Here is a 23428-nt window from a genome sequence, read left to right as displayed (position 1 = left end):
GCTTGATGGGGTGGTATTGAGTCATGCTTCGTCCTTGAAACGGGGGCGCCAGGCGGGAGGTCGTTTATCGAAGAAGGCTTGCATCCCCTCCTGGGCTTCGAGACCGACCCGTACCCGGGCGATGGTCTCGACGGTTTTCTCTTCGTGCAGGCTGGCGCCGTGGCTCTCGAGGGCGGCCAGCAGCCGCTTGGTCTCTTTCATCGCTTCCGGCCCGTTGCGGCACAGGCGCAGGGCCTGCGCGCGTCCTTCGGCCAGCAGCTGATCCGGCGGGCAGCGCCGGTGTGCCACATTGAGCCGGCAGGCGGTCACCGCATCGAACGGTTCGGCGCAGAGCATCAGGGCGCGGGCCTGGCGCATCCCCATGGCGCGCACCACGTAGGGGCTGATCACTGCGGGCACCAGCCCGAGGCTCACCTCGGAGAGGCAGAAGCGGGCGTCATCGGCGGCCAGCACCAGATCGCAGGCGCAGATGAGGCCGAGCGCTCCGCCGTAGGCGGCGCCCTGTACCAGCGCCACCGTAGGGAAAGGGAGCTCGTCCAGGGTTTGCATCAGCCGGGCCAGCACCCGGGCGTCTTCCCGGTTGTGCTCGAAATCGGCATGAGCCAGGTTGCGCATCCAGTTGAGGTCGGCGCCGGCGCAGAAGTGTTTGCCTTCGGCCCGCAGCAGCAAGGCGTGGGGGCGATCGGCAAGGGTCTGGCCGTGGGTGTGGGCCAGCTCGTCGAGGCAGTCGAGCAGCCCCAGCATGAGGTCGGCGTCAAAGGCGTTGTGGCGGGCCGGGCGGTCGAGCACCAGCTCGGCCAGCGGGCCGTGTCGCTCCAGCCGAAAACCGGGCTGGAGAGCGTGACTGAGTGGATCGGACATGTGAACTCCTTACATCCGGAAGATGCCGTACTGTTCCGGGCCGGTCTCGGCCCCCTGACAGGCCGCCAGCGCCAGCGCCAGCACGGTGCGACTCTGGGCCGGGTCGATGACGCCGTCATCCCACAGGCGAGCGCTGGCGTAGTAGGGGTGACCCTGACGCTCATACTGCTCGATCACCGGGACGCGGATGGCGGTCGCCTCCTGCTCGCTCAATGGTTTGCCCTCGGCCGCCAGCTTGTCCCGGCGCACCTGCACCAGCACCCCGGCCGCCTGCTCGCCCCCCATGACTGAGATGCGGCTGTTGGGCCAGCTGAACAGAAAATCGGGGTCGTAGGCGCGCCCACACATGCCGTAGTTGCCGGCACCAAAGCTGCCGCCGACGATCAGGGTGATCTTGGGCACCCGGCTGCAGGCCACGGCGGTGACCAGTTTGGCGCCATGCTTGGCGATCCCTTCGCGCTCAGCTTGGCTTCCCACCATAAAGCCGGTGATGTTTTGCAAAAAGAGCAGCGGGATGGCGCGCCGGTTGCAAAGCTGGATGAAGTGGGCCCCTTTCTGGGCACTGTCGCTGTGCAGCACGCCATTGTTGGCGAGGATCCCCACCGGCATGCCGCAGATCCGGGCAAAGCCGGTCACCAGTGTGGTGCCGAACAGCGCCTTGAATTCGTCAAAGTCCGAACCATCCACCAGCCGGGCGATCAGCTCCCGTGCGTCATAGGGGCGCTTGAGGCTGGTGCCCACCAGGCCGTAGAGATCTTCGATGGGGTAGCAGGGGGGCTCATAGCCGGGGCTGGTCTCTACCGGTTCGCTCCCCAGGTGGGTCACCAGAGTACGGGCGATGACCAGTGCGTGGCCATCGTCACGGGCCATGTGATCCGCCACCCCGGAGTGGGCGCAGTGCACCTCGGCGCCGCCCAGCGCCTCGGCGCTGATCTCCTCGCCGGTGGCGGCCTTGACCAGCGGCGGCCCCGCCAGAAAGATGGTGGCCTGCTCCCTGACCATGATCGACTCGTCCGCCATGGCGGGCACGTAGGCGCCACCGGCAGTGCAGAGCCCCATCACCACCGCCAGCTGGGGGATGTTCTGGGCCGACATGCGGGCCTGGTTGTAGAAGATGCGGCCAAAGTGATCCCGGTCGGGGAACACCTCGTCCTGCATTGGCAAAAAGGCCCCGCCAGAATCCACCAGATAGAGGCAAGGGAGGCGCAGCCGCTCGGCGATGGCCTGGGCACGCAGGTGCTTTTTCACCGTGAGCGGGTAGTAGGTGCCGCCCTTCACGGTGGCATCGTTCACCACCAGCATGCACAGGCGCCCAGAGACCCGGCCGATGCCGGTGATGATGCCGGCGGCGGGCACCGGCTCGTCATAGACCTGCCAGCCGGCCAGCGCCGAGAGCTCGAGAAACGGGGAGCCCGGGTCCAGCAACTGGTTGATGCGCTCGCGGGGCAGCAGCTTGCCACGGGCCTGATGGCGGGCGTTGTTGGCTGCGCCCCCGCCCAAGGCTATCTCCTCCAGGCGGGCATTGAGATCGTCGACCAGGGCCTGCATGGCGGCCCGATTGGCCTCATAGTCGGGACTGGCGGTGTCGAGGCGGGAGTGGAGCCTGCTCATGCGTTATCTCCCATCAGCTCGCGACCGATGAGCCAGCGGCGGATCTCCGAGGTACCGGCGCCGATCTCGTAGAGCTTGGCGTCCCGCAGCAGGCGGCCGGTGGGGTATTCGTTGATGTAGCCGTTGCCGCCGAGCAGCTGGATGGCATCGAGCGCCATCTGGGTGGCATTTTCGGCGGCAAACAGGATGGCGGCGGCGCAATCCTTGCGGCTGGTGCGGCCCTGATCGCAGGCGCTCGCCACCGAGTAGACCAGCGCCCGGCTGCTGGCGAGGCGGGTATACATATCGGCAAGTTTGCCTTGCACCAGCTGGAACTCGCCGATGGCTTGGCCGAACTGCTTGCGCTCGCGCACATAGGGCAGCACCACGTCCATGCAGGCCTGCATGATGCCAAGGGGGCCGGCCGCCAGCACCACCCGCTCGTAATCCAGCCCGCTCATCAGCACCTTGACCCCGCCGTGCAAGGGGCCCAGCAGGTTCTCCTGCGGCACCCGGCAGTTGTCAAACACCAGCTCGCAGGTGCTGGAGCCGCGCATGCCGAGCTTGTCGAGCTTCTGGGCGGTAGTGAAACCGGGAGTCCCCGCCTCGACGATAAAGGCGGAAATTCCTTTGGGGCCGGCGGCGGGATCGGTCTTGGCATAGATGACGAAGGTGTCGGCATCCGGGCCGTTGGTGATCCACATCTTGTTGCCATTGAGCACGAAGTGATCCCCCTCGCGCACCGCGGTGAGGCGCATGCTCACCACGTCGGAGCCGGCGCCCGGTTCGCTCATGGCGAGCGCCCCCACATGCTCGCCGCTCACCAGCGGGGGCAGGTAGCGCGCTTTCTGCTCCGCCGTGCCGTGGCGGTGGATCTGGTTGATGCAGAGGTTGGAGTGGGCGCCGTAGGAGAGGCCGACCGAGGCGCTGGCGCGGCTCACCTGCTCCATCACCAGCACGTGGGCCAGATAGCCGAGGTTCACCCCGTCATACTCCTCCGCCACCGTGATGCCGTGCAGACCCAGCTCCCCCATGCGGGGCCAGAGATCGCGGGGGAAGACATTGCTCTGATCGATGTCGCCCGCTCGCGGGGCAATCACTTTCTGGCAGAAGGCCTCGACCTGCTCGGTCAGGGCGCACAGGGTCTCGTCCATCACTGCATGCATCCTTGCTCTCCTCATATGAAGGGGGTGACAGCTTGGCGACCGAGCTGAAACAGGGGGCCAAACTGGTCAGTCCATTTGTGATTTAAGTTTACGTTAGCGTAAACGTAAATTGATTGTTAGTCTAAGGTAAATTTGTTGCGCCATGACGGCAAGGGCGATTGCCCGGTCGTGATGGCCCCCGTCACAGGAGTGCTCATGGTCCGTCCGCAAACGGCCCATGATGTGCCAGCAAGGAGAGAGTGCCCATGAACAACCATCAGACCCGGTTCGGCGACGTGCCGCTGCACATCGGCGGGGAGGCGTATCCTTCCGCGAGCGAGCAGTGGATCGAGGTGACCGACCCGGCGGATCAGAGCCTACTGGCGCGGGTGCCGAAGGCCACCTCGGCGGAAATTGAACTGGCGGTGCGCACCGCTCACGACGCCTATCTGCTGTGGCGGGAGGTGCCGGCCTCCGAGCGGGCCCGGGTGATGTTCAACTACCAGCATCTGTTGAAGACGCATCACGACGAGCTGGCGGCCTTGCTGGCCCAGGAGACCGGCAAGAACCTGGCGGATGCCAAGGGGGATGTGTGGCGAGGCATCGAGGTGGTGGAGCAGGCCTGCGCCATCGCCAGCCAGACCCTGGGGGAGACCATGGGCAACGTGGCGCGGCGGGTCGATGGTCACTCCTGGGTGCAGCCGCTCGGGGTCTGCCTTGGCATCACCCCCTTCAACTTTCCGGCCATGATCCCGCTCTGGATGTTCCCGCTGGCGGTGGCCTGCGGCAACGGCTTCGTGCTCAAGCCCTCCGAGCAGGATCCGCTCACCCCCATGCGGCTGGCCGAGCTGTTTGCCGAGGCGGGGGCCCCCAAGGGGATTCTGTCGGTGGTGCACGGCGGCGCCGAGCAGGTGGATGCGCTGCTGGCCCATCCCGACATCAAGGCGGTCAGTTTCGTCGGCTCGGCCCGGGTTGGCGGTCACGTCTATCGCAGCGCCACTTCCCAGCTCAAGCGGGCCCAGTGCTTTGTCGGTGCCAAGAACCACATGGTGGTCATGCCGGATGCCAACAAGGCGCAGGTGCTGAGTAACCTGGTGGGGGCCGGGGTCGGCGCCGCCGGTCAGCGCTGCATGGCCATCAGCGTGGCGGTGTTCGTGGGCAGTGCCCGGGAGTGGATCCCCGAGCTTGCCGCCGAGTTCGCCAAGGTGAAGCCCGGCGTCTGGCACGATCCCGAGGCTGCTTACGGCCCCCTCATCAGCCCGGAGGCCAAAGTCAGGGTGGAGGGGCTCATCGAGGCGGGGATCGCCGAGGGAGCCGAGTGCCTGCTGGACGGCCGTTTTTGCGACGTGCCCGGCTACCCGGTGGGCAACTGGGTGGGGCCGACCCTGTTTCGCGGCGTGACCCCCGAGATGCGCATCTACAAGGAGGAGATCTTCGGGCCCGTGCTGGCCTGTCTCGAGGTGGCGAGCCTCGATGAGGCGCTCGCCCTCATCAACGACAACCCCTACGGCAACGGCACCTCCATCTTCACCAGCTGTGGCGCTGCTGCCCGCAAGTTTCGTCACGAGGTGGCGGTGGGCCAGGTGGGGATCAACGTCCCCATCCCGGTGCCGCTGCCGTTTTTCTCCTTCACCGGCTGGCGTGGCTCCTTCTACGGGGATCTGCACGCCTACGGCAAGCAGGCGGTGCGCTTTTATACCGAGACCAAGACGGTCACCGAACGCTGGTTCGACGAAGACATTCCCAGCGGCCCCAACATGACCATTCAGCTGCGCTGATGGCAGGTTGCCCGGGCGTACCCACTGACAGAAACGGATCGAACAAGTACAAGGAAGCGAACAAGATGGATTTTACGTTGACCCCGGATCAGCAGGCCTATGTGGAGGCCGCCAGCGCTTTTGCCGAGGAGGCGCTCAAGCCCCACGCCGCGCGCTGGGACAAGGAGCATGAATTTCCCATACCTACCATCAAGCAGGCGGCGGCGCTTGGCTTTTGTGGCCTCTACACGCCGGAGCAGTACGGCGGCCTCGGCCTGCCGAGGCTCGATGCCAGCCTCATCTTCGAGCGCCTCGCCATGGGCTGCACCTCCACCACGGCTTATCTGACCATCCACAACATGGTGAGCTGGATGCTGGGCAGCTGGTTGCCTGCCGAGGTGGCCGAGGAGTGGGTACCAAGGCTCGCCAGCGGCGAGCTGCTGGGCTCCTACTGCCTCACCGAGCCGGGCGCCGGATCCGATGCTGCGGCCCTCAAGACCCGCGCGGTGCGCGATGGCGAGGATTACCTTCTCGATGGCAGCAAGGTGTTCATCTCGGGCGCCGGCAGTACCGACGTGCTGGTGGTGATGGCCCGCACCGGTGGTGAGGGGGCGAAGGGGATCTCCGCCTTCATGGTACCGGCGCAGACGCCCGGCGTGAGTTACGGCAAGGCGGAAGAGAAGATGGGCTGGAACAGCCAGCCGACCCGGGAGGTGAACTTCAGCGCCGTGCGCATTCCCGCCAGTTACCGGCTGGGGCAGGAGGGGGAAGGGTTCAAGTTCGCCATGCAGGCGCTCGATGGCGGGCGCATCAACATCGCCACCTGTTCGGTCGGCACAGCTCAGCAGGCCCTCGACGATGCCCTGGCCCATGTGCAGCAGCGCCAGCAATTTGGCCACCCGATCAGCGAATTCCAGAGCGTGCAGTTTCGCCTGGCCGACATGGCCACCGAACTGGCCGCTGCCCGGTTGCTGGTGCGTCAGGCGGCCGCCTGGCTCGATGCCGGAGCGCCGGACAAGAGCGCCTGGTGCGCCATGGCCAAGCGTTTTGCCACCGACGTGGGTCACCGCGTCTGCGACGACGCCCTGCAACTCTTTGGCGGCTATGGTTATATCCGCGAGTACCCGCTCGAGCGCTACCTGCGCGATACCCGGGTCCACCGCATTCTGGAAGGGACGAATGAAGTGATGCGGCTCATCATCGCCCGCCGTCTGCTGGCCGAGCCCGGGCTGGCGCTGGAGTAGCGAGGTGGAGCCGCCGTGCCCGGCAGCCCGCCCTGACGACGGGGCTGGCGTGACGCGTCGTCAGGCTTTGTGAGCCAGCCGCAGGTCGGCTCCATTTCAACCCTGTCATCATGGGGCAGGTTTTTTGACAAGGACAACGCAATGACAAGGATCAGGCTCGAATATCACGGTCACGTGGCCTACATCACCCTCGACCATCCTCCCGCCAACACCTGGACCCTCGCCAGCCTGCAGGCCTTCTTGCAGATGATGGTGGAGCTCGACAGCCGCCCCGACGTGGTGGCGCTGGTGATCCGAGGTGCCGGGGACAAGTTCTTCTGTGCCGGCGCCGATCTCAACATGTTTGCCGATGGCAACCTGGAGCGCGCCCGCGAAGTGGCCGAGGCCTTTGGCCGCGCCTTCGAGGCGCTGGCCCGCTTTCACGGGGTGAGCATCGCCGCCATCAATGGCTACGCCATGGGGGGGGCCTCGAGGTAGCGCTGGCCTGTGACATCCGCATCGCCGAGCAACAGGCCAAGCTGGGCCTGCCGGAGGCCTCGGTGGGGCTCTTGCCCTGCGCCGGCGGCACCCAGCGCCTGACCGAACTGGTGGGGCCGGGCTGGGCCAAGCGGATGATCCTCTGCGGCGAGAAGGTGAGCGCCACCCTGGCCTACGAGATGGGGCTGGTGGAGGAGGTGGTGAAGGAAGGCCACGCCTGGGAGGCGGCGCACCAGATGGCCCAGCTGGTGGAGCGCCAGAGCCCGAGCGCCCTGCGCGCCTGCAAGCAGCTCATCAACCAGGGGCGCAGCAGCCATCGGGACGCGGCACTGCCGCTCGAGCGCAGCCTGTTCCTCACCCTGTTTGACGATGCCAACCAGCGCGAAGGGGTGGCCGCCTTCCTCGAGAAGCGAGCCCCGCGCTGGCACTACGCCCAATCCAAGTCGGTGAAGAGTGAGGGAGTGAAGGATGAATGAGGTAATGATGGCGGCCCGCCATGTCGCAGGGGCTGATACCCGGTCTGCGGGGGCTCGCCATGAGTGAGCCTGTGCGCATCGAGACCCACCCCACGGCGGATGGCCGCCACATCGGCATGTTGACCCTGGACTGCCCCGCCTCCCTCAACGCCCTGAGCCTTGAGATGATCCAGTTGTTGCAGGCGGCGCTGACCCGCTGGGAGCAGGATCCGGCCATCGTCTGCGTGCTGCTGCAGGGGGCCGGCGAGAAGGCGTTTTGCGCCGGTGGCGACATCCGCTCCTTCTACTACCGCAAACAGGAGGCGAGCGAGTCGGCATTGTTTGGCTATGCCCGCGACTTCTTCGAGCAGGAGTACCGGCTCGATTATCACATCCACTGCTACAGCAAGCCCCTCATCTGCGTGGCGGACGGCATCTGCATGGGCGGCGGCATCGGCCTCTTTGCCGGGGCTGGTTTTAGAGTGGTGACAGAAAAAACCCTGTTCGCCATGCCGGAGGTGACCATAGGTCTCTATCCGGATGTGGGGGCCAGCTGGTTTTTGAGCCGGATACCGGGGCGGCTCGGGCTCTGGCTCGGCCTCACCGGAGCCCGCTTCAACGGGGCGGACGCCATCGGCCTGGGTCTGGCGGATCACGCCATGGCGAGCCGTGAGCGGGCGGAGTTGCCGGCGCGCCTCGCCGCCCTCGACTGGTCTGACTCTGCCGATACTGGCGAGCAGATCGAGGGGCTGCTGGCCGGGTTGCAGCGATCCCTTGGCCAGACGCTGCCGGCTCCTGTGCTCTTGCCCCACCAGGCTTGCATCGATGCGCTGTTGGCCGGCCGCTCCCTGCAAGGGGTGTTGGCACACCTTGAGGGGGCCGAGCTGGCTGAACCGGCGCTGGCCCAGGCGCGGGATACCTGCCAGAGCGGCAGCCCCATCAGCCGCGCCATCCTCTGGCGCCAGTTCTGGCAGGCACGGCGCCAGTCGCTGGCCGAGGTGTTTGCCGACGAACTGGCCCTCTCGGTCAACTGTGTGCTCAAAGGGGATTTCGTGGAAGGGGTGCGGGCCCTGCTCATCGACAAGGACAAATCCCCCCGCTGGCAGGCCCCGCAGACGGGTGAGGCCTGGCTGGATGCCTTCTATCGCTGGCCCGAGGGGGACAACCCCTTGCACCCCCGTTGACACGGGATCACACACAAGGAACAGACCATGACAAGGATTGGATTTATCGGGCTTGGCAACATGGGGGGCCCCATGGCCGCCAACTTGGCCAGGGCGGGGCACACGGTGCAGGTGTTTGATCTGGTGGCCGAGAGCCTGACCCGCGCCATCGAGGCTGGCTGCATCGCCGCCGGCGATGCCCGCGAGGCGGTGAGCGGTTGCGAGCTGGTGATCAGCATGCTGCCGGCGGGCGAGCATGTGCGCAGCCTCTGGCTGGGCGAGAGCGCCGGTGAGCGGGGCGGGCAGGATCTGCTGGCAGCCTTGCCGCTCGGCGCCCTGGTCATCGACTGCTCCACCATCGACGTGGCTTCGGCCCGCCAGGTGGGGGCGGCGGCGCAGGCGCGCGGCATCCGTTTTCTCGATGCCCCCGTTTCGGGGGGCGTGGCCGGCGCGGCGGCGGGCACGCTCACCTTCATCGTGGGTGGCGAGCAAGCGGATTTTGAGGCGGCCAAACCCGTGCTCGCCTGCATGGGGCAGAACCTGTTTCACGCCGGTGCGCTCGGCGCCGGCCAGATCGCCAAGATGTGCAACAACATGCTGCTCGCCATCCACATGGCGGGCACCGCCGAGGCGCTGGCGCTCGGGGTCAAGGAGGGGCTGGATCCGGGTGTGCTCTCCACCATCATGGGCAAGAGCTCGGGCAACAACTGGAGTCTCGAGCGCTACAACCCCTGGCCCGGGGTGATGGAAAACGTACCGGCGTCGCGCAACTATCAGGGGGGCTTCATGACCCGGTTGATGGTCAAAGACCTAGGGCTCGCCATGGCCCTGGCCGAGCATGCCCACAGCGCCGTGCCGATGGGGGCACTGGCCCGCAACCTCTTCAACCTGCACGCCAGCAAGGGGCAGGGGGCTCGGGATTTTTCCAGCATCGTCGAACTTTATCTGGACAAGACAGAGCCGGGTTAAGGGCCGCTATCCACCTTTTTACCCGATATTCTTTGACTCGACAGTCACCGGCCATCTCACCAGGAGCATTTATGGATATCACACAGAAAGTCATCGCCATCACGGGGGCGGGCAGGGGGCTGGGCCGCGCCATCGCCCTGAGTCTGGCGGAGCAGGGGGCGCAACTTGCGCTCATCGACGTCAACCGCACCGATCTGGAGGTGACCGAGGCGGAAGTGCGCAGCCGTGATGGCCAGTGCGCCCTGTTCGTCTGCAACGTGGCGAGCGAGCCGGAGGTCGAGGCGACCTTTGCCGCCATCCAGGGGCAGTTCGGTGCCCTGCACGGCCTCATCAACTGTGCCGGCATTCTGCGCGACGGCATGCTGATCAAGGTGAAGGAGGGGGCGCTGACGGAGAAGATGAGCCTTGCCCAGTGGCAGAGCGTCATCGACGTCAACCTCACCGGCACCTTCCTGTGTGGGCGCGAAGGGGCGGCGCTGATGGCCACCGGCGGGGAAGGGGGCGTCATCATCAACATCTCCTCCATCGCTCGCGCCGGCAACATCGGCCAGAGCAACTATGCCGCCAGCAAGGCGGGGGTGGCCTCGCTGGTGGTCACCTGGGGGAAGGAGCTGGCCCGCCACGGCATTCGGGTGATGGGTATCGCTCCCGGGGTGTTTGCCACCGACATGACGGCGGCGATGAAGCCGGAGGCGATGGCCCGCATGCAGCAGGCCATCCCGGTGGGCACCCTCGGGCAGGCGGGGCAGCTGGCCCAGACGGTGCATTTTATTCTCGCCAATGACTATCTGTCTGGGCGGATGATCGAGCTGGACGGCGGTTTGCGCCTCTGAATATCGGCGCTCTTTTGCAGATGCCCCTGGCCCTCGGCGCAGGGGCATTTTTATTGAAACGTTTGTCAGCAGCCGGGTTTACCGACCTCGGCTGCAAGCTGCATTCTCATGCAGGTCTGATCCGTAAAAACGGGGCTCAGGTCATGGAAAAATGTGAAATATCAACGGGTCTTTCTTAATTTGAACCAGCTCACAGGCCCCCGGGGTCAGTGCTGTAAAATTGCGCGCGGTCAAGACGGTGCATGATTGACGGTACGAGGGATTGCGGTCGGAATAGTCATGCAATATAGTTGCCGCCTTTTTCACGGGGTACGGATTTCTAGCCCCTCCCATATTGCGCGCAGTATGAATACGGACGCTCTGCCGCCGCCTAATTAAACAGGATTGAGATGGACAAGAAACTGGGGCTTGGTGCCCTCATCTCGCTGGTGATCGGCTCCATGGTCGGTGCCGGAGTCTTCAGTCTGCCGCAAAACATTGCCGCTCATGCCAGTGCCGGGGCCGTCGCGCTGGGATGGGCCATCACCGGTATCGGCATGATCTGCCTCGCGCTGGTGTATCAGAACCTCTCCATGCGTCGCCCGGACCTCGATGGCGGCATCTTCAGCTATGCCAAGGCCGGTTTCGGCGATTTCATCGGCTTCAACGCCGCCTGGGGCTACTGGCTCTGTCAGCTGTTGGCCAACGTCTCCTACGCCATCGTGGTGTTCAGTGCGCTGAGCTACTTCTTCGACACGCCGGATAAGGTCATCTTCGGTGACGGCAACACGCCGGTGGCCATCACCTTGGCGTCAATCCTGATCTGGTCGGTACACGCCCTGGTGCTGCGCGGCATTCAGGTGGCGGCGCTGGTGAACATCGTCACCACCATCGCCAAGATGGTGCCGCTCATCGTGTTCTGCGTGGCCATCCTGCTCGCCTTCAACATGGATACCTTCACCCTGGATATCTGGGGTCAGGGCACGCCTGAGCTGGGCTCGGTGATGGATCAGGTCAAGTCCACCATGAAGGTGACGCTCTGGGTCTTCATCGGCATCGAGGGGGCCGTGGTGGTCTCCGCCCGTGCCCGCCACCGCAAGGACGTGGGCCGTGCCACCGTGCTGGCGCTGCTGGGTGCCCTGGCGCTCTACGTGATGGTGACCCTGTTCTCGCTGGGGGTCATGAACCAGCCGCAACTGGCGGCCCTCAAGAACCCCTCCACCGCCATGATCCTGGAAGCCGTGGTCGGCCCCTGGGGCGCCTGGCTCATCAACATCGGCCTGGTGATCTCGGTGATGGGGGCCCTGCTGAGCTGGACCGTGCTGGCGGCGGAAGTGCCCTACATCGCGGGCAAGACCGGCGTCTTCCCCGGCTGGTTTGCCAAGGAGAACAAGAATGGCTCGCCGCAGGTGTCGCTCTGGTGCTCCACCTGCCTGGTGCAGACCTTCCTCATCATCATCTACTTCCAGAGCAGCACCTATCTGGCGCTGGTCAACATCGCCACCTCGGCGGCGCTGGTGCCCTACGTCTTCTCCGGTGCCTACGGGCTGAAGCTGGCGCTGAAAGGGGAGACCTACGCAGGCCAGCCCCATCAGCGCAAGCGCGACCTGTTCCTGGCGCTGGTGGCCACCGGCTACGGCTGCTGGCTGGTCTATGCCGCCGGGGTCGAGTACCTGCTGCTGGTGGCGCTGCTCTACAGCCCCGGCATCTTCATCTACTGGAAGGCGCGCCAGTACCACGGGCTGCGCGGCCTCAACCGGCTGGAGCAGGGGATGACTGCGGCCCTGCTCGGTTGCGCGGTGCTGGCCTTCTACAAGGTGATGGACGGTACCATTCCCTTGAGTTAACCGGCACAATAAAGAGATGGCCCAAGGGCCATCTCTTTTTTTATGTGCAGCGCTCCATTTGTTCGCTGCACCGCCTCGGAAGGAATTTTTATGCTGTTTATGGGTTATCTGCTGCTGGGGGCGTTCGCCGGTATGCTGGCGGGATTGTTCGGCATCGGCGGCGGTCTCATCATAGTGCCCGTGCTGGTGCTGAGCTTTCACGCCCAGGGCGTTGCGCCCGACATCATTACCCATCTGGCACTCGGCACCTCGCTGCCCACCATGATCTTCACCGGCTTCAGCTCACTGCGTGCCCACCAGGAGGCCGGTGCGGTCGACTGGGTGATGATCCGCCGGCTCGGCGCCGGCATGCTGGTCGGGGCCTGGCTCGGCGGCATGACCGCCAACCTGCTCAGCGCCAGCACCCTCAACATCATCATCGGCTGCTTCGCCTGGACCATGGCGCTGCAGATGGGGCTCAACCTCAAGCCCAAGGCGGAGCGTCATCTGCCGGGGGCGCTCGGCACCGGCATCGCCGGCACCGTGATCGGCTGGATGTCGGCCCTGTTCGGCATCGGTGGCGGCTCGCTGACCGTGCCTTATCTGAGCTGGAACAGCGTGCCGATGCGCAACGCCGTGGCGGCCTCCGCCGCCTGCAGCATGCCCATCGCCCTGGCGGGCAGCCTCAGTTACCTCTACGCTGGCTGGAACAATCCAGACCTGCCAGAGTGGAGCCTGGGGTTCATCTACTTGCCGGCGCTGCTCGGCATCGTGCTCACCAGTACCCAATTTGCCCGGGTCGGGGCCAAGCTGGCGCACCGGCTCTCTCCCCAGCGGCTCAAGCAGGCGTTCGCCCTGCTGATGCTGCTGGTGGGCGCCAAATTCATGCTGTTTAGCTAAACCCTTGGCCAGATTGTTGAAAAATAAGGCGAACAGCATGAGCGAGGGCAGAAAGCCGTTGCATTGAGAGGCCAGTTTGCCTATTCTCCTCGCCGGTGGTCCTATTGGTCCTCTCGCATTGATAACCCGTCGACCTGGTCAGGACCGGAAGGTAGCAGCCAAGGCGGGGGACTCGAGTGCCGGGATGTGGCTGGTAGGGCCACCACTTGTTTCTGCAATTCATGTCGTCTAAATCATAAGTTGACATATCCAAAGCATAAGCTGACATGATCTTGCATCATAAGCTGACATAGCCTAAACCTGTAGTAAAGTAACAACAGGTTGGTGGTGTGTTATGTACCGTCGGCATCTCAAGCACTCCCGCGTCAAAAACCTCTTCAAGTTCGTCAGCGCTAAAATGAACACTGTATTTACAGTGGAATCAGCTTTGGAGTTCGATACTTGCTTTCATCTTGAGTACTCTCCTTCTGTCAAATTTTATGAGGCCCAGCCAGAAGGCTTCTATTATGAATTCGCTGGAAGGCAATGCCCCTATACTCCAGACTTTCGTTTAGTTGACCAGAATGACAGTGTCAGTTTTCTTGAAATAAAACCTTCAAATAAAGTCGCTGAGCCTGATTTTCTCCATCGATTTCCGCTTAAGCAGCAGAGAGCCATCGAGCTTTCCTCCCCGTTAAAGCTCGTTACAGAAAAGCAGATCAGAATTGACCCTATTTTGGGAAATTTGAAATTGTTGCATCGATACTCCGGTTTTCAGAGTTTTACACCCTTGCACATGCAGCTTCTTGGGCTAGTACAGAAGCTTGGCCGCGTATCATTGCTACGGTTATCTGATTCGATAGATGCGCCACCAGAAGAAGTCCTGGCATCAGCCTTGTCATTGATTGCCAGAGGAATCATGCAGAGTGATCTGACGGTACAGGAAATTGGTATTTCCACTTTAGTGTGGGCTAGCGGTCATTCAGGAATTGACCATGGATGAGCATAATGGATTGTTTGAGGACGAGTTCGTCATTCCTCAACCATCTGCCTCCACTGCCCCCATTGACGCCATTCAAGCTGTTGTACCTGCTACAGTGGATAGTTTTCCTGATGCTCTCAAGGTAGAAGCACTGCATCGACGCGATTATATTCTTTGGGTTGAAAAAAATTTGGCAGGAGGCTGGACAGAGAAAAACCTGGCGCCATTGCTTGCTGACGCGGTAATCCCCCCATTTTTAGGGGCATTCAAAAGTAGAGGTCATGCGGCCTGTGCCAGACGCTGTTTCGGCGTGTAGCCACCCAGCGCCATATTGGGCCGCTCATGGTTATAAACCCACAGCCAGTTCGTGGCAAACTCCTGTAGTTCATTCAGTGACTCAAACAGGTAATGGCCCAGCCAGTCGTAGCGCACCGTGCGGTTAAACCGTTCGATGTAGGCATTCTGCTGCGGATTTCCTGGCTGGATATAGCCCAGGGTTATCCCCTCCTGTTTCGCCCATCGCTTGAGCTCTTCGCTGATGTATTCCGGGCCATTGTCACATCGGATAATGGCGGGCTTACCTCGCCACGTGATCACCTGCTCCAGCGCCCGTTTGACTCGTGAGGCGGGTAAGGAGAAATCCACCTCGATGCACAGCGCTTCACGATTGAAGTCATCGATCACATTAAACAGCCGCACCGAGCGGCCATCGCTGAGCTGGTCATGCATAAAGTCCATCGACCAGCACTGATTAGGCTGGTCGGGAACCGCCAACGGCTCTGGCTTAGCCCGAACCAACCGTTTCCTGGGTTTTATCCGCAGATTGAGCTCCAGCGCCCGATAGATCCGGTATACCCGTTTGTGATTCCAGCCAAAGCCTTGGACGTTGCGCAGGTACAAAAAGCATAACCCGAAGCCCCAGTTGCGCTGGCTGGCCGTGATACGTAGCAGCCAATCGGCAATTTCCTGGTTTTCATCGACCAGCACGGGCTGATAGCGATAGCAGCTTTCACTGACCTTGAAGATCCGGCAAGCCAGACGGATGGATATGGCGTAGTGAGTCACGGCTTTGGTCGCCATCTCCCGGCGGGCAGATGGCGTTACCACTTTTTTGCCATGGCCTCGGTGATGATCTCTGCCTTGAGGCGCTCCTCGGCGTACATCTTCTTGAGGCGGCGGTTTTCGTCCTCCAGCTCCTTGAGTCGAGCCATGAGGGAGGCATCCATCCCCCCGAATTTGGAACGCCACTTGTAGAAGGTGGTCGTGCTGATGCCATGCTCGCGGCAGAGCTCCGGGACGGGAGCTCCAGCCTCAGCTTGTTTGAGGATGGCGATGATCTGGGTATCGCTAAAGCGTGATGTTTTCATGTAGAACCTCCTGCGTTCAAGGTACGGGAAAATTCTACTTATGAGCACCCTGGTTTTTCGGGGGGATTACCGAGCGAGAATCACAATTGCATCACTCGGAGCCGGTACTGATGGGGGCATTCAGATCTCTGCAAGCTTCCGGTGTCTGTTTTGCCGTGGACGATTACGGCACCGGCTACTCGTCCCTAAAGCACATCCATTCGTCTTTTATCGGTGCCATCAAGATAGACAGATTGTTCGTGCAGGATATTGAACGGAGCACGATGGCCTATCAGATCGTGATGAATATCATGGACCTGGCAGATCGTATTGGTGCCAGCGTCATTGCCGAAGGCATTGAGACGCCGGCGCAGGTGGCACTGTTAAGAAAGGCAGGGGTCGATCGCTTTCAGGGGTATCTCTACGGCAAGCCGATGCCGCTAGATACCTTCATCGCTCACTGTCTGCCTGCGCAGCACGACATGCGTCTATCGGGCGGTAGCCGGGGTTAGCCTGCTATGACGCAGGGCCCGGTTCACTCAGATCGGCGACAATTTGCCAGAAGGCGTCGATGAGCGGGCCCTTGCTGTGGGGCGGGCGGATGAGGCCGATGATCCAGCTCGCCTCGGCATCACGCAGCGGCAGGGTCAGTACATCCGGGTGTTCTATGGTGGTGGAGGAGGGCACCAGGGTCCAGGCGATGTCGGCGGCGGCGGTGGCGACGCCGGCGGCGAAGTCGTTGACGTACTGGATATCGCGAAAGCGCAGCCCGCTCTGGGCCAGATAGTTCATCAGGTGATCATAAAACGAGGGGGCCTTGTCCCGGCGCAAGATAGCCAGCGGCTTGTCCACCAGATCCGCCAGTTCGCGCACGCCGGCGTAGCTGGCCGGCAGCACGGCGACAAAGTGTGCCCGCACCACCGGCAGACAGTGCCACCCCTTGGGGGCGGGCAGGCGGCAAAAACCGAAGTCCAGCTTGCCCTCGCTCAAGGCCAGCAACTGGTGGTGAGTAGAGAGATCGTTGAGCTCTATGGTGACCTGTGGGCGTTCGGTGCGAAAACGGGCGATGGCGGCGGGCACCAGGATCTTGGTGGCAACCCCAAAGCCGATGCGCAGGGCGCCGCTGTTGCCCGCCAGCACGTCACGGGCGGTGCGACCGAGTTGCTCGCTGGCCGCCACCAACGCGCTGGCATCCTGGTAAAGGGCCCGCCCCAGTACGGTGAGGCGGGTACTGCTGGCATTGCGCTCGAACAGCTCGCCGCCCAGCTCCTCTTCCAGCCGCCGTATTTGCTTGCTCAGGGCCGACTGGGTGACGTGCTGGCGCACCGCTGCCTGACCGAAGTGCAGCACTTCTCCCAGGGTAACGAAGGCTTTCAGATCTCGTAACTCCATCCCGGCTCCCATGATTCCTGTTTGGAATGTTGAATGGTTTAATTTGTCATTGGACGGAATTTTATAACTGTTCGATGCTTATGCCAATTCCATTGGGCGCCGCCAGTCGGCGCGATAGAGGTGGCCGGTGCCACCGCCGCAGAAGGAGCAACCCCAGATGCATCACCACAAGTTCAACGACTTCCCCGCCGATTTTCTGTGGGGCGCCGCCTCCGCCGCCTACCAGGTGGAAGGGGCCTGGAACGCCGATGGCAAGGGCCCCTCGGTGTGGGATCTGTTCACCAAGTTGCCGGGCAAGACCTTTGAGGGCAGCAACGGCGACGTGGCGGTGGATCACTATCACCGCATGGAGGAGGACGTGGCGCTGATGGCGGAAATGGGGCTCAAGGCCTACCGCTTCTCGGTGAGCTGGCCGCGCATCTACCCGACCGGCCGCGGCGAGGTAAACGAGGCGGGGCTGGCCTTTTACGAGAAACTCATCGATACCCTGCTGGCGCATCAGATAGAGCCGGTGCTCACCCTTTATCACTGGGACTTGCCCCAGGCGCTGCAGGATGAATACGGCGGCTGGGAAGACCGACGCATCATCGAGGATTTCGAGCGCTACTGCGTGACCCTGTATCAGCGTTTTGCCGGCAAGGTGAAGTACTGGGTGTCGCTCAACGAGCAGAACTACAACCTGACCAACGCCTATCAGCTCGGCACTCACCCGCCCGCAGTGCAGGATCGCAAGCGCTTCTTTGCCGCCAACCACATCGCGTTTCTGGCCAACGCCCGGGTCATCAAGGCGTTCCGCCAGCATGTGCCGGGGGGGCTGATCGGCCCAAGCTTTGCCTACTCGCCCGCCTATCCGGCGTCGTGCGATCCCAAAGACATGCTGGCGTTTGAAAACGCCGAGGAGTTCACCAACCTCTGGTGGCTGGATGCCTACTGCTTTGGCCGCTATCCGCAGGCGGCGCTTGCCTACCTGCGGGAGACCGGCGAGGCGCCGGATATCCTGCCCGGCGATCTCGAGCTGCTGCGGGAAGGGATACCCGACTACATCGGTGTCAACTACTACTACACCCTGACCTTCACCGACAATCCGCTCGGCGGCCAGACCCTGCAGCGCATCAACACCACGGGGCAGAAGGGTACCACTCCCTCGAGCGGCATTCCCGGCCTCTACAAGACGGCCCCCAACCCGCACCTTGAGACCAGCAACTGGGACTGGGCCATCGACCCGACCGGGATGCGCATCGCCCTGCGCCGGCTCTCCTCCCGCTACGGTCTGCCGCTGATGATCACCGAGAACGGCCTCGGCGAGTTCGACAAGCTGGCAGCGGGAGATCGGGTACACGACGACTACCGCATCGACTATCTGCGCAGCCACGTCAAGGCGTGCCAGGAGGCGCTGCAGGACGGGGTGGAACTGCTGGGCTATTGTGCCTGGTCGTTCACCGACATTCTGAGCTGGCTCAACGGCTACCAGAAGCGTTACGGCTTCGTCTATGTGGAGCGTGACGAGCAGGGGGGGTCCTTGCGCCGGCTCAAGAAGGACAGCTTCTACTGGTACCAGACGGTAATAAGCTCGGGCGGCAAAACGCTCTAAGCAAATCAGCAGTACTTTGACAGGCTCCGCCCACCGGCGGGGCCTGTTGTTTTTGGTGGGAACGAGACGGTGAGACGAAAGAGGGGGGGCCGCAATGGGATGTGGGGTCAGTGATAGCTGGCGTCCACGCTCTCTTCCGTGTTGTGGGCAAGATGGGTCATGGCATAGATGAAAAATTCGGCTGGGGAGAGCGGTTTGGAGTAGTAGTAGCCCTGGATCTCGTCCACCCCGATATGGGCCAGCTGCTGCAGTTCATGCAGGCTCTCCACCCCCTCGGCCACCACTACCAGCCCCAGCTGATGGGATAGCTTGGTGATGGACTCGACGAACATGAATTGCCGCGGGTCGGTCTCGATGTTGCTGACGAAGGACTTGTCAATCTTGAGCTTGTCAAAGCTCAGGGACATCAGATAGGAGAAGGAGGACCAGCCGGTGCCGAAATCATCCAGTGCGATGCGCACGTGGATGTGTTTGAGCTCCTTGAAGATGCGCTGGCTGAGCGGCAGATCGTCGAGTGCGATGGTTTCGGTCAGCTCCAGAATGAGCTGTTCGGCGCGCAGCGGGCTCTGTTGCAGCATCTCGTTGACCTGGTGGAACAGGGCCGGGGTGAACATGGAGTTGGAGAGGTTGATGGCCAGCTCCAGCTTGTCCACGAAGCTGGCCGGCAGCTGTGACATGTCGTGGTTGACCCGGCTGAAGATCCATTTGCCGAGCAGCTCGCCGAGGCCGTTCTCCTCCGCCATGGCGATGATGTCCAGCGGGTTGATGAAGCCGTATTCGGGGTGATGCCAGCGGATCAGCACCTCGGCCCCCATGTTGTAGGCATTGCCCGGTTTTATCACCGGCTGATAGTGCAGATAGAGGGTGCTGTTGGAGATGATATTCAAATGTTCACGCAGCTCGGCGGCCAGTTTCCGGTTGCGGCTGTAGTGCTCGAACATCCGGTGGTTGAATACCTGCAGGTGGTTCTCCTTGAGCTTTTTGGCATTGGCGAGGGCAATGTCGGCGAACAGGATCAGCTCCTCGATCTTGTGGGCCGTGATGGGGTGCTGGCTTATTCCCATGCTGACGCGCACCCGGTGCGCCGGATCGGCCTGAAAGACGGTGGGCCTCAATTCATCCAGCAGCCGGACAAGGTAGGGAACACGGTGCTCGATGGGCATGGCGCCATAGATGAAGAGGGCAAATTCATCGCCGCCCATGCGGGCGATGAAGGCCTGGTCATGGGCATACTCTCTGATCTGGTTGGCCACCATGGTGAGCAGCTCATCCCCGGCGGCATACCCCAGGCTGTCGTTGACCTCCTTGAAGTTGTTCAACTCGACCAGACAGATGGTCAGGGTACAATCGGCGGGCTGCTTGCCCTTGGCCAGCCGCTCCAGCCGGGTCATGAAGGCAGCCCGGTTGGGCAGCAGGGTCAGTGGGTCATTCCAGGCCAGGAAGTATTGCAGCTTCATCTCGCGGGAGACCACGAACAGGATGAGCAGGCCGATGGCCAGCAGGGCGACCAGTACCAGTACGTGCCCTTCCTTGGACTGCTGCAGCTCCTGACGCTGCTTGATGGCGGAGGGGCCGGTGAAGTTCATCACCATCAGATCCCGGATGGAAAGCAACAGCTTGCTTAGCCTAGTTTCCATCTCGGCCAGCCGGGCTGAATCGGGGGTGGGGTTGACCACGTCCTGCTCATACTCCTTGAGCACCTCAAAGAAGGCGCCGACTCTCTCGCTGGCCTGGTAGCGGGAACGAATAAGGGCGGTCTCCTGTCCGGTCAGGAAGATGTCCAGCCGGTTCCAGGCGATGTCATAAGCTTTGTTCAACTGCCCGGCATCGGTCTGACCGCTGCGATACAGCGACAGCTGCTCGTCAAAACCGTGCAGCTCCAGCTCCAGCTGGGCCAGAGACCAGGCGGAGAGCTGGTTGTATTTGACCATGTCATTGAAGGTGCGATCGTAATTGAAGAGTGACCAGATGGTCACCCCCAGAAAGGAGACCATGATAAAGGCAAGGGAGAGGAACTTGCCCTTGATCATCATTACATCCCTTCAAGCTTGAGCACTTGCCACACCATCAGGCTGTGATATTGCTCGATATTGAGCTCGGGGTGGTCCGACAGGGGGTAGATGACCCAGACTGGGCCCTTGTTGCGCAGGGTCAGTGCCTTGCCATCTTCCTCGATGGCCAGCAGCACGGGGTATTTCTCGACATCTTCCCGCGGGATCACCGCAAAGTAGTCGTTCTGGGCCATCACTTTTATCTTGTCGGCAGTGACGCCGAGGGTATCGAGCACCGTCTTGAGCAAGACGCCGCGATAGACATGGGAGCCCTTGGTCCAGGGAGTGGTAGTGGTGACGCTGGCTTGCGGCAGCGCCTGCAGCTGGGCGCGGCTGTACTCCATCTTGCCGGCGTTGTTGCAGCAACCCTTGGCGGCAACGCTGAGGATCACCTCATCGGCACTGTAGGCCTGACCGCAGAAGAGTAAAGACAAGAGGTAAAACAGGGGTAAGGTTAGCGCTTTCATGGTTGGTTCCTTATAGGCAACTTATTGATATCCAGCCTGTTGAGGCCGTTTCGCTCTAACCATAGACCATTTCCGAATGACTATTGATGATGGTTTTAGGTAACCACAAAGCCTCATTTTATTCACATCTATTACACAACCGGCACGTGCCTTGCCAAATTGATCCAACTCATTTTTTTATCAATTAGATGAGGGGTATCTGGGTGAGGCTACCACCAGAGTTCATATTCTGATTTAAATTCAATGTGTTTACCCGGCCCCAGACACGGGATGTTTCACGTTGGCAGATGTGGACACGCATCATGAACAGCAACTCCCCATACACCCGCAGCGGTGAGCACGTTTCCCAGCAGGTTGATTTGCGCCAGGTGGTATATGCCTTGTCGGCGTCGCTGGATCTGGTCGGCATCGGTGATGTGGCGCACGGCAAGCGGGTCGGCATCATGGCCGCCGAGTGCGGCAAGGCGCTGGGAGCAAATGCCAGCGAGCGAGCCTGTCTGTTCGAACTGGGGGTGCTGCACGACATCGGCGTCTCCTCCACCTTCATTCATTGTCATCTGGTCAGCGAGTTTGACTGGGAGTCCTCCCAGTTCCACTGCGAGGTCGGTCATGACCTGCTCAAGGACTTTCCGCCGCTGGCGCCCCTGGCGGAGCCCATCCGTTATCACCACACCCACTGGCACCGGTTGGTACAAACCCCTGGACTGGCGGCGGGCGTGATGCGCCAGGCCAATCTCATTTTTCTGGTGGACCGGGTGGATGCCCTGGCGGCACCTCATTACGGCGACGGCTCCCTGTTGATGTACACCCACGAGATCCGGCAACGGATCGAGGCGTGCGCCGGCGAGTTTTTCGATCCCGAGCTGGTGACGGCCTTCCTCTTGGCATCCCGCTCGGAGGCGTTCTGGCTGCAACTGGAGGGGCGTGCCATCAGCGACTACATGCACGACATGCTGAGCGAGCGGGAACCCTGTCTCACCAGCAACGGCGAGCTCAAGCAGCTGGCGCGGATCTTCTCGGCCATCGTCGATGCCAAGAGTCCCTTCACCGTGGCCCACTCCCTTGGCGTGGCCAGACTGGCCCGGCTGCTGGCCGAGCTGATGGGCATTGAAGAGGGGCACTGCGAGCAGCTGGAGATTGCCGGGTTGCTGCACGATCTCGGCAAGCTGCGGGTGCCTGACGAAATCCTCGACAAGGCGGGGTCACTCGATGAGCGGGAGCGGGCCATCATCAATACCCACAGTTTCGAGACCTACCAGATCCTGCGCCATATCGACGGCTTCGAGGCCATCGCCCTGTGGGCCTCCTATCACCATGAAGAGCCCAATGGCTGCGGTTACCCCTTCCACCTGACCGCCGAAGCGATGCCGCTGGAGGCGAGGATCCTGCGGGTGGCCGACATCTTCCAGGCCATGGTGCAGAACCGACCCTACCGGGAGGGGTTGAGCGCCGGGCAGGCGCTCGGCTTTTTGCAGCAACTGGCCAGCCAGCGCCGGGTCGATGTGGAAGTGGTTGCGACCCTGGCCGCCCATCTGCCGCAGGCGTTGTGTGCTGCCTGCGGGCAGGCGCCTGACGTCAGCTCAAGTCACTGACGGGCTGCCCCTGCTGGCAGCGCCGCATCCTCTACGGGGACTGGTCTAGAGGAACATGCCGCCCGAGGCTTCGATGCGCTGGGCATTGATCCAGCGGCTGTCAGGGGAGAGCAGGGCGGCAATCACGCCGCCGATGTCTTCCGGCTGGCCCACCCGTCCCAAGGCGGTCTGACTGGCGATGAAGTCGTTGACGGCCTGATTGTCCCGCACCACCCCCCGCCAAAGTCGGTCTCGATGGCCCCCGGTGCCACCACGTTGACGGCGATGCCGCGCGGCCCCAGCTCCTTGGCCAGATAGCGGGTCAGCACTTCGACACCCCCCTTCATGGCCGCATAGGCGGCATAACCGGGCAGCGCAAAGCGGGTGAGTCCGCTCGACAGGTTGAGGATGCGCCCGCCATCGCGGATCAGCGGCAACAGCTGTTGAGTCAGAAAGAAGACCCCCTTCAGGTGAATGTTGAACAGGGTATCGAACTGCTGTTCGGTGGTCTGCTCTATGGTGGCGTGAATGCCGATGCCGGCGTTGTTGACCAGAAAGTCGATCTGCTGGCGCTGCCATGTACCCAGCTGCTCCTGTACCTGGCGGGCGAAGGCGGCAAAGCTGCTGCTGTCGGCCACATCGAGGGGCAAGGCGTGGGCCTGGACGCCGAGTGCGGTCGCTTCGGCCACCACGGCCGCCGCTTCATCGGCCTGACTGCGATAGGTGATGATGAGATCGATGCCGCGCGCGGCGAGGGTCAGCGCCGCCTGTTTGCCAAGGCCGCGGCTGGCGCCGGTGATGAGTGCGATGGGGTGGGCCATGAGGGGACTCCTGTCTGTGGGTAATGCGC

At 62.5% G+C, this 23428-nt stretch carries 19 protein-coding genes, 1 other RNA gene and 2 pseudogenes; 14 read left to right on the top strand and 8 right to left on the bottom strand.

Features of this window, described 5'->3' with window-relative positions:
- Positions 1-21: 21 nt before the first annotated feature.
- From E5E97_RS17085 to E5E97_RS17075, 3 genes are read right to left on the bottom strand one after another with little or no spacing between them, the layout of a single operon-like run.
- The gene (locus tag E5E97_RS17085; RefSeq protein WP_118881133.1) at positions 22-861 is read right to left on the bottom strand and encodes an enoyl-CoA hydratase-related protein; all 840 of its coding nucleotides are present in this window, start codon (positions 859-861) and stop codon (positions 22-24) included.
- Between the two features lie 9 nt (positions 862-870).
- Positions 871-2472 (bottom strand): carboxyl transferase domain-containing protein, encoded by a 1602-nt coding sequence (locus tag E5E97_RS17080; RefSeq protein ID WP_118881134.1) that lies wholly within the window; start codon positions 2470-2472, stop codon positions 871-873.
- On the bottom strand, positions 2469-3617 hold the full coding sequence (locus tag E5E97_RS17075; RefSeq protein WP_118881135.1) for an isovaleryl-CoA dehydrogenase: 1149 nt from the start codon (positions 3615-3617) through the stop codon (positions 2469-2471). The genes E5E97_RS17080 and E5E97_RS17075 overlap by 4 nt, the downstream gene beginning before the upstream one ends.
- Before the next feature lie 245 nt (positions 3618-3862).
- On the opposite strand from E5E97_RS17075, the gene E5E97_RS17070 reads away from it, so the two are divergent.
- From E5E97_RS17070 to E5E97_RS17020, 11 genes and pseudogenes are all read left to right on the top strand, one after another.
- Positions 3863-5374 carry a CoA-acylating methylmalonate-semialdehyde dehydrogenase gene (locus E5E97_RS17070; RefSeq protein ID WP_118881136.1) on the top strand — a complete coding sequence of 504 codons (1512 nt, stop codon included), beginning with the start codon at positions 3863-3865 and terminating at the stop codon, positions 5372-5374.
- A gap of 65 nt (positions 5375-5439) precedes the next feature.
- Entirely contained in the window at positions 5440-6597 is a 1158-nt protein-coding gene (locus E5E97_RS17065; RefSeq protein WP_162901918.1) for an acyl-CoA dehydrogenase family protein, read from the top strand.
- A 141-nt stretch (positions 6598-6738) separates the two neighbouring features.
- Positions 6739-7550: pseudogene (locus E5E97_RS17060) on the top strand (enoyl-CoA hydratase).
- Between the two features lie 59 nt (positions 7551-7609).
- Complete coding sequence (locus E5E97_RS17055) at positions 7610-8713, top strand: enoyl-CoA hydratase/isomerase family protein (RefSeq protein ID WP_171280616.1); 1104 nt, start codon at positions 7610-7612, stop codon at positions 8711-8713.
- 27 nt (positions 8714-8740) lie between these two features.
- Positions 8741-9661, top strand: coding sequence for a 3-hydroxyisobutyrate dehydrogenase (mmsB, locus tag E5E97_RS17050; RefSeq protein ID WP_118881139.1), 921 nt, complete (start codon positions 8741-8743; stop codon positions 9659-9661).
- Positions 9662-9732: 71 nt separating this feature from the next.
- A complete protein-coding gene (locus tag E5E97_RS17045) occupies positions 9733-10494 on the top strand; it encodes an SDR family oxidoreductase (protein WP_102988657.1) in 762 nt (253 codons plus the stop codon).
- Between the two features lie 389 nt (positions 10495-10883).
- Positions 10884-12320: an arginine-ornithine antiporter gene (gene arcD / locus E5E97_RS17040; protein WP_118881140.1), complete on the top strand. Its 1437-nt coding sequence runs from the start codon at positions 10884-10886 to the stop codon at positions 12318-12320.
- 90 nt (positions 12321-12410) lie between these two features.
- The gene (locus E5E97_RS17035) at positions 12411-13199 is read left to right on the top strand and encodes a sulfite exporter TauE/SafE family protein (RefSeq protein WP_011705953.1); all 789 of its coding nucleotides are present in this window, start codon (positions 12411-12413) and stop codon (positions 13197-13199) included.
- A 102-nt stretch (positions 13200-13301) separates the two neighbouring features.
- Positions 13302-13398: signal recognition particle sRNA small type (gene ffs / locus E5E97_RS17030), an RNA gene on the top strand.
- A gap of 135 nt (positions 13399-13533) precedes the next feature.
- Positions 13534-14181 carry a TnsA endonuclease N-terminal domain-containing protein gene (locus E5E97_RS17025; RefSeq protein ID WP_064336210.1) on the top strand — a complete coding sequence of 216 codons (648 nt, stop codon included), beginning with the start codon at positions 13534-13536 and terminating at the stop codon, positions 14179-14181.
- Complete coding sequence (locus tag E5E97_RS17020) at positions 14174-14476, top strand: hypothetical protein (RefSeq protein WP_171280615.1); 303 nt, start codon at positions 14174-14176, stop codon at positions 14474-14476. Before E5E97_RS17025 ends, E5E97_RS17020 begins: the two co-directional genes overlap by 8 nt.
- Here the strand turns inward: E5E97_RS17020 and E5E97_RS17015 are convergent.
- Positions 14440-15527, bottom strand: a protein-coding gene (locus E5E97_RS17015; protein ID WP_099368947.1) for an IS3-like element ISKpn10 family transposase whose coding sequence is annotated in 2 segments (ribosomal slippage) — positions 14440-15275 and positions 15275-15527 — 1089 coding nt in all. Because the reading frame shifts where the segments join, the coding sequence is not laid out codon by codon here. The two genes, E5E97_RS17020 and E5E97_RS17015, sit on opposite strands and share 37 nt — an antisense overlap.
- 86 nt (positions 15528-15613) lie before the next feature.
- On the opposite strand from E5E97_RS17015, the gene E5E97_RS17010 reads away from it, so the two are divergent.
- Positions 15614-16018: an EAL domain-containing protein gene (locus E5E97_RS17010; protein ID WP_301270957.1), complete on the top strand. Its 405-nt coding sequence runs from the start codon at positions 15614-15616 to the stop codon at positions 16016-16018.
- Positions 16019-16022: 4 nt separating this feature from the next.
- On the opposite strand, the gene E5E97_RS17005 is transcribed toward E5E97_RS17010, so the two are convergent.
- Positions 16023-16898: a LysR family transcriptional regulator gene (locus tag E5E97_RS17005; RefSeq protein ID WP_118881143.1), complete on the bottom strand. Its 876-nt coding sequence runs from the start codon at positions 16896-16898 to the stop codon at positions 16023-16025.
- A 157-nt stretch (positions 16899-17055) separates the two neighbouring features.
- Between E5E97_RS17005 and E5E97_RS17000 the strand changes: the two genes are divergently transcribed.
- Complete coding sequence (locus E5E97_RS17000) at positions 17056-18489, top strand: glycoside hydrolase family 1 protein (RefSeq protein WP_118881144.1); 1434 nt, start codon at positions 17056-17058, stop codon at positions 18487-18489.
- A 107-nt stretch (positions 18490-18596) separates the two neighbouring features.
- Here the strand turns inward: E5E97_RS17000 and E5E97_RS16995 are convergent, their stop codons facing one another.
- Complete coding sequence (locus E5E97_RS16995) at positions 18597-20522, bottom strand: bifunctional diguanylate cyclase/phosphodiesterase (protein ID WP_171280613.1); 1926 nt, start codon at positions 20520-20522, stop codon at positions 18597-18599.
- The gene (locus E5E97_RS16990; protein ID WP_118881145.1) at positions 20522-21007 is read right to left on the bottom strand and encodes a molybdopterin-dependent oxidoreductase; all 486 of its coding nucleotides are present in this window, start codon (positions 21005-21007) and stop codon (positions 20522-20524) included. The genes E5E97_RS16995 and E5E97_RS16990 overlap by 1 nt, the downstream gene beginning before the upstream one ends.
- 302 nt (positions 21008-21309) lie before the next feature.
- On the opposite strand from E5E97_RS16990, the gene E5E97_RS16985 reads away from it, so the two are divergent.
- Entirely contained in the window at positions 21310-22599 is a 1290-nt protein-coding gene (locus E5E97_RS16985; protein WP_162901923.1) for an HD-GYP domain-containing protein, read from the top strand.
- Between the two features lie 45 nt (positions 22600-22644).
- Here the strand turns inward: E5E97_RS16985 and E5E97_RS16980 are convergent.
- Positions 22645-23399 (bottom strand): annotated as a pseudogene (locus tag E5E97_RS16980) (SDR family NAD(P)-dependent oxidoreductase).
- Positions 23400-23428 lie beyond the last annotated feature (29 nt).

It is taken from the genome of Aeromonas sp. 2692-1, from assembly GCF_013085505.1.
In the GTDB taxonomy this organism is placed as follows: Bacteria; Pseudomonadota; Gammaproteobacteria; order Enterobacterales; family Aeromonadaceae; genus Aeromonas; species Aeromonas hydrophila.
Note: the sequence above shows the minus strand (reverse complement) of the source record. Positions and strands in the feature narration are given on the sequence as shown.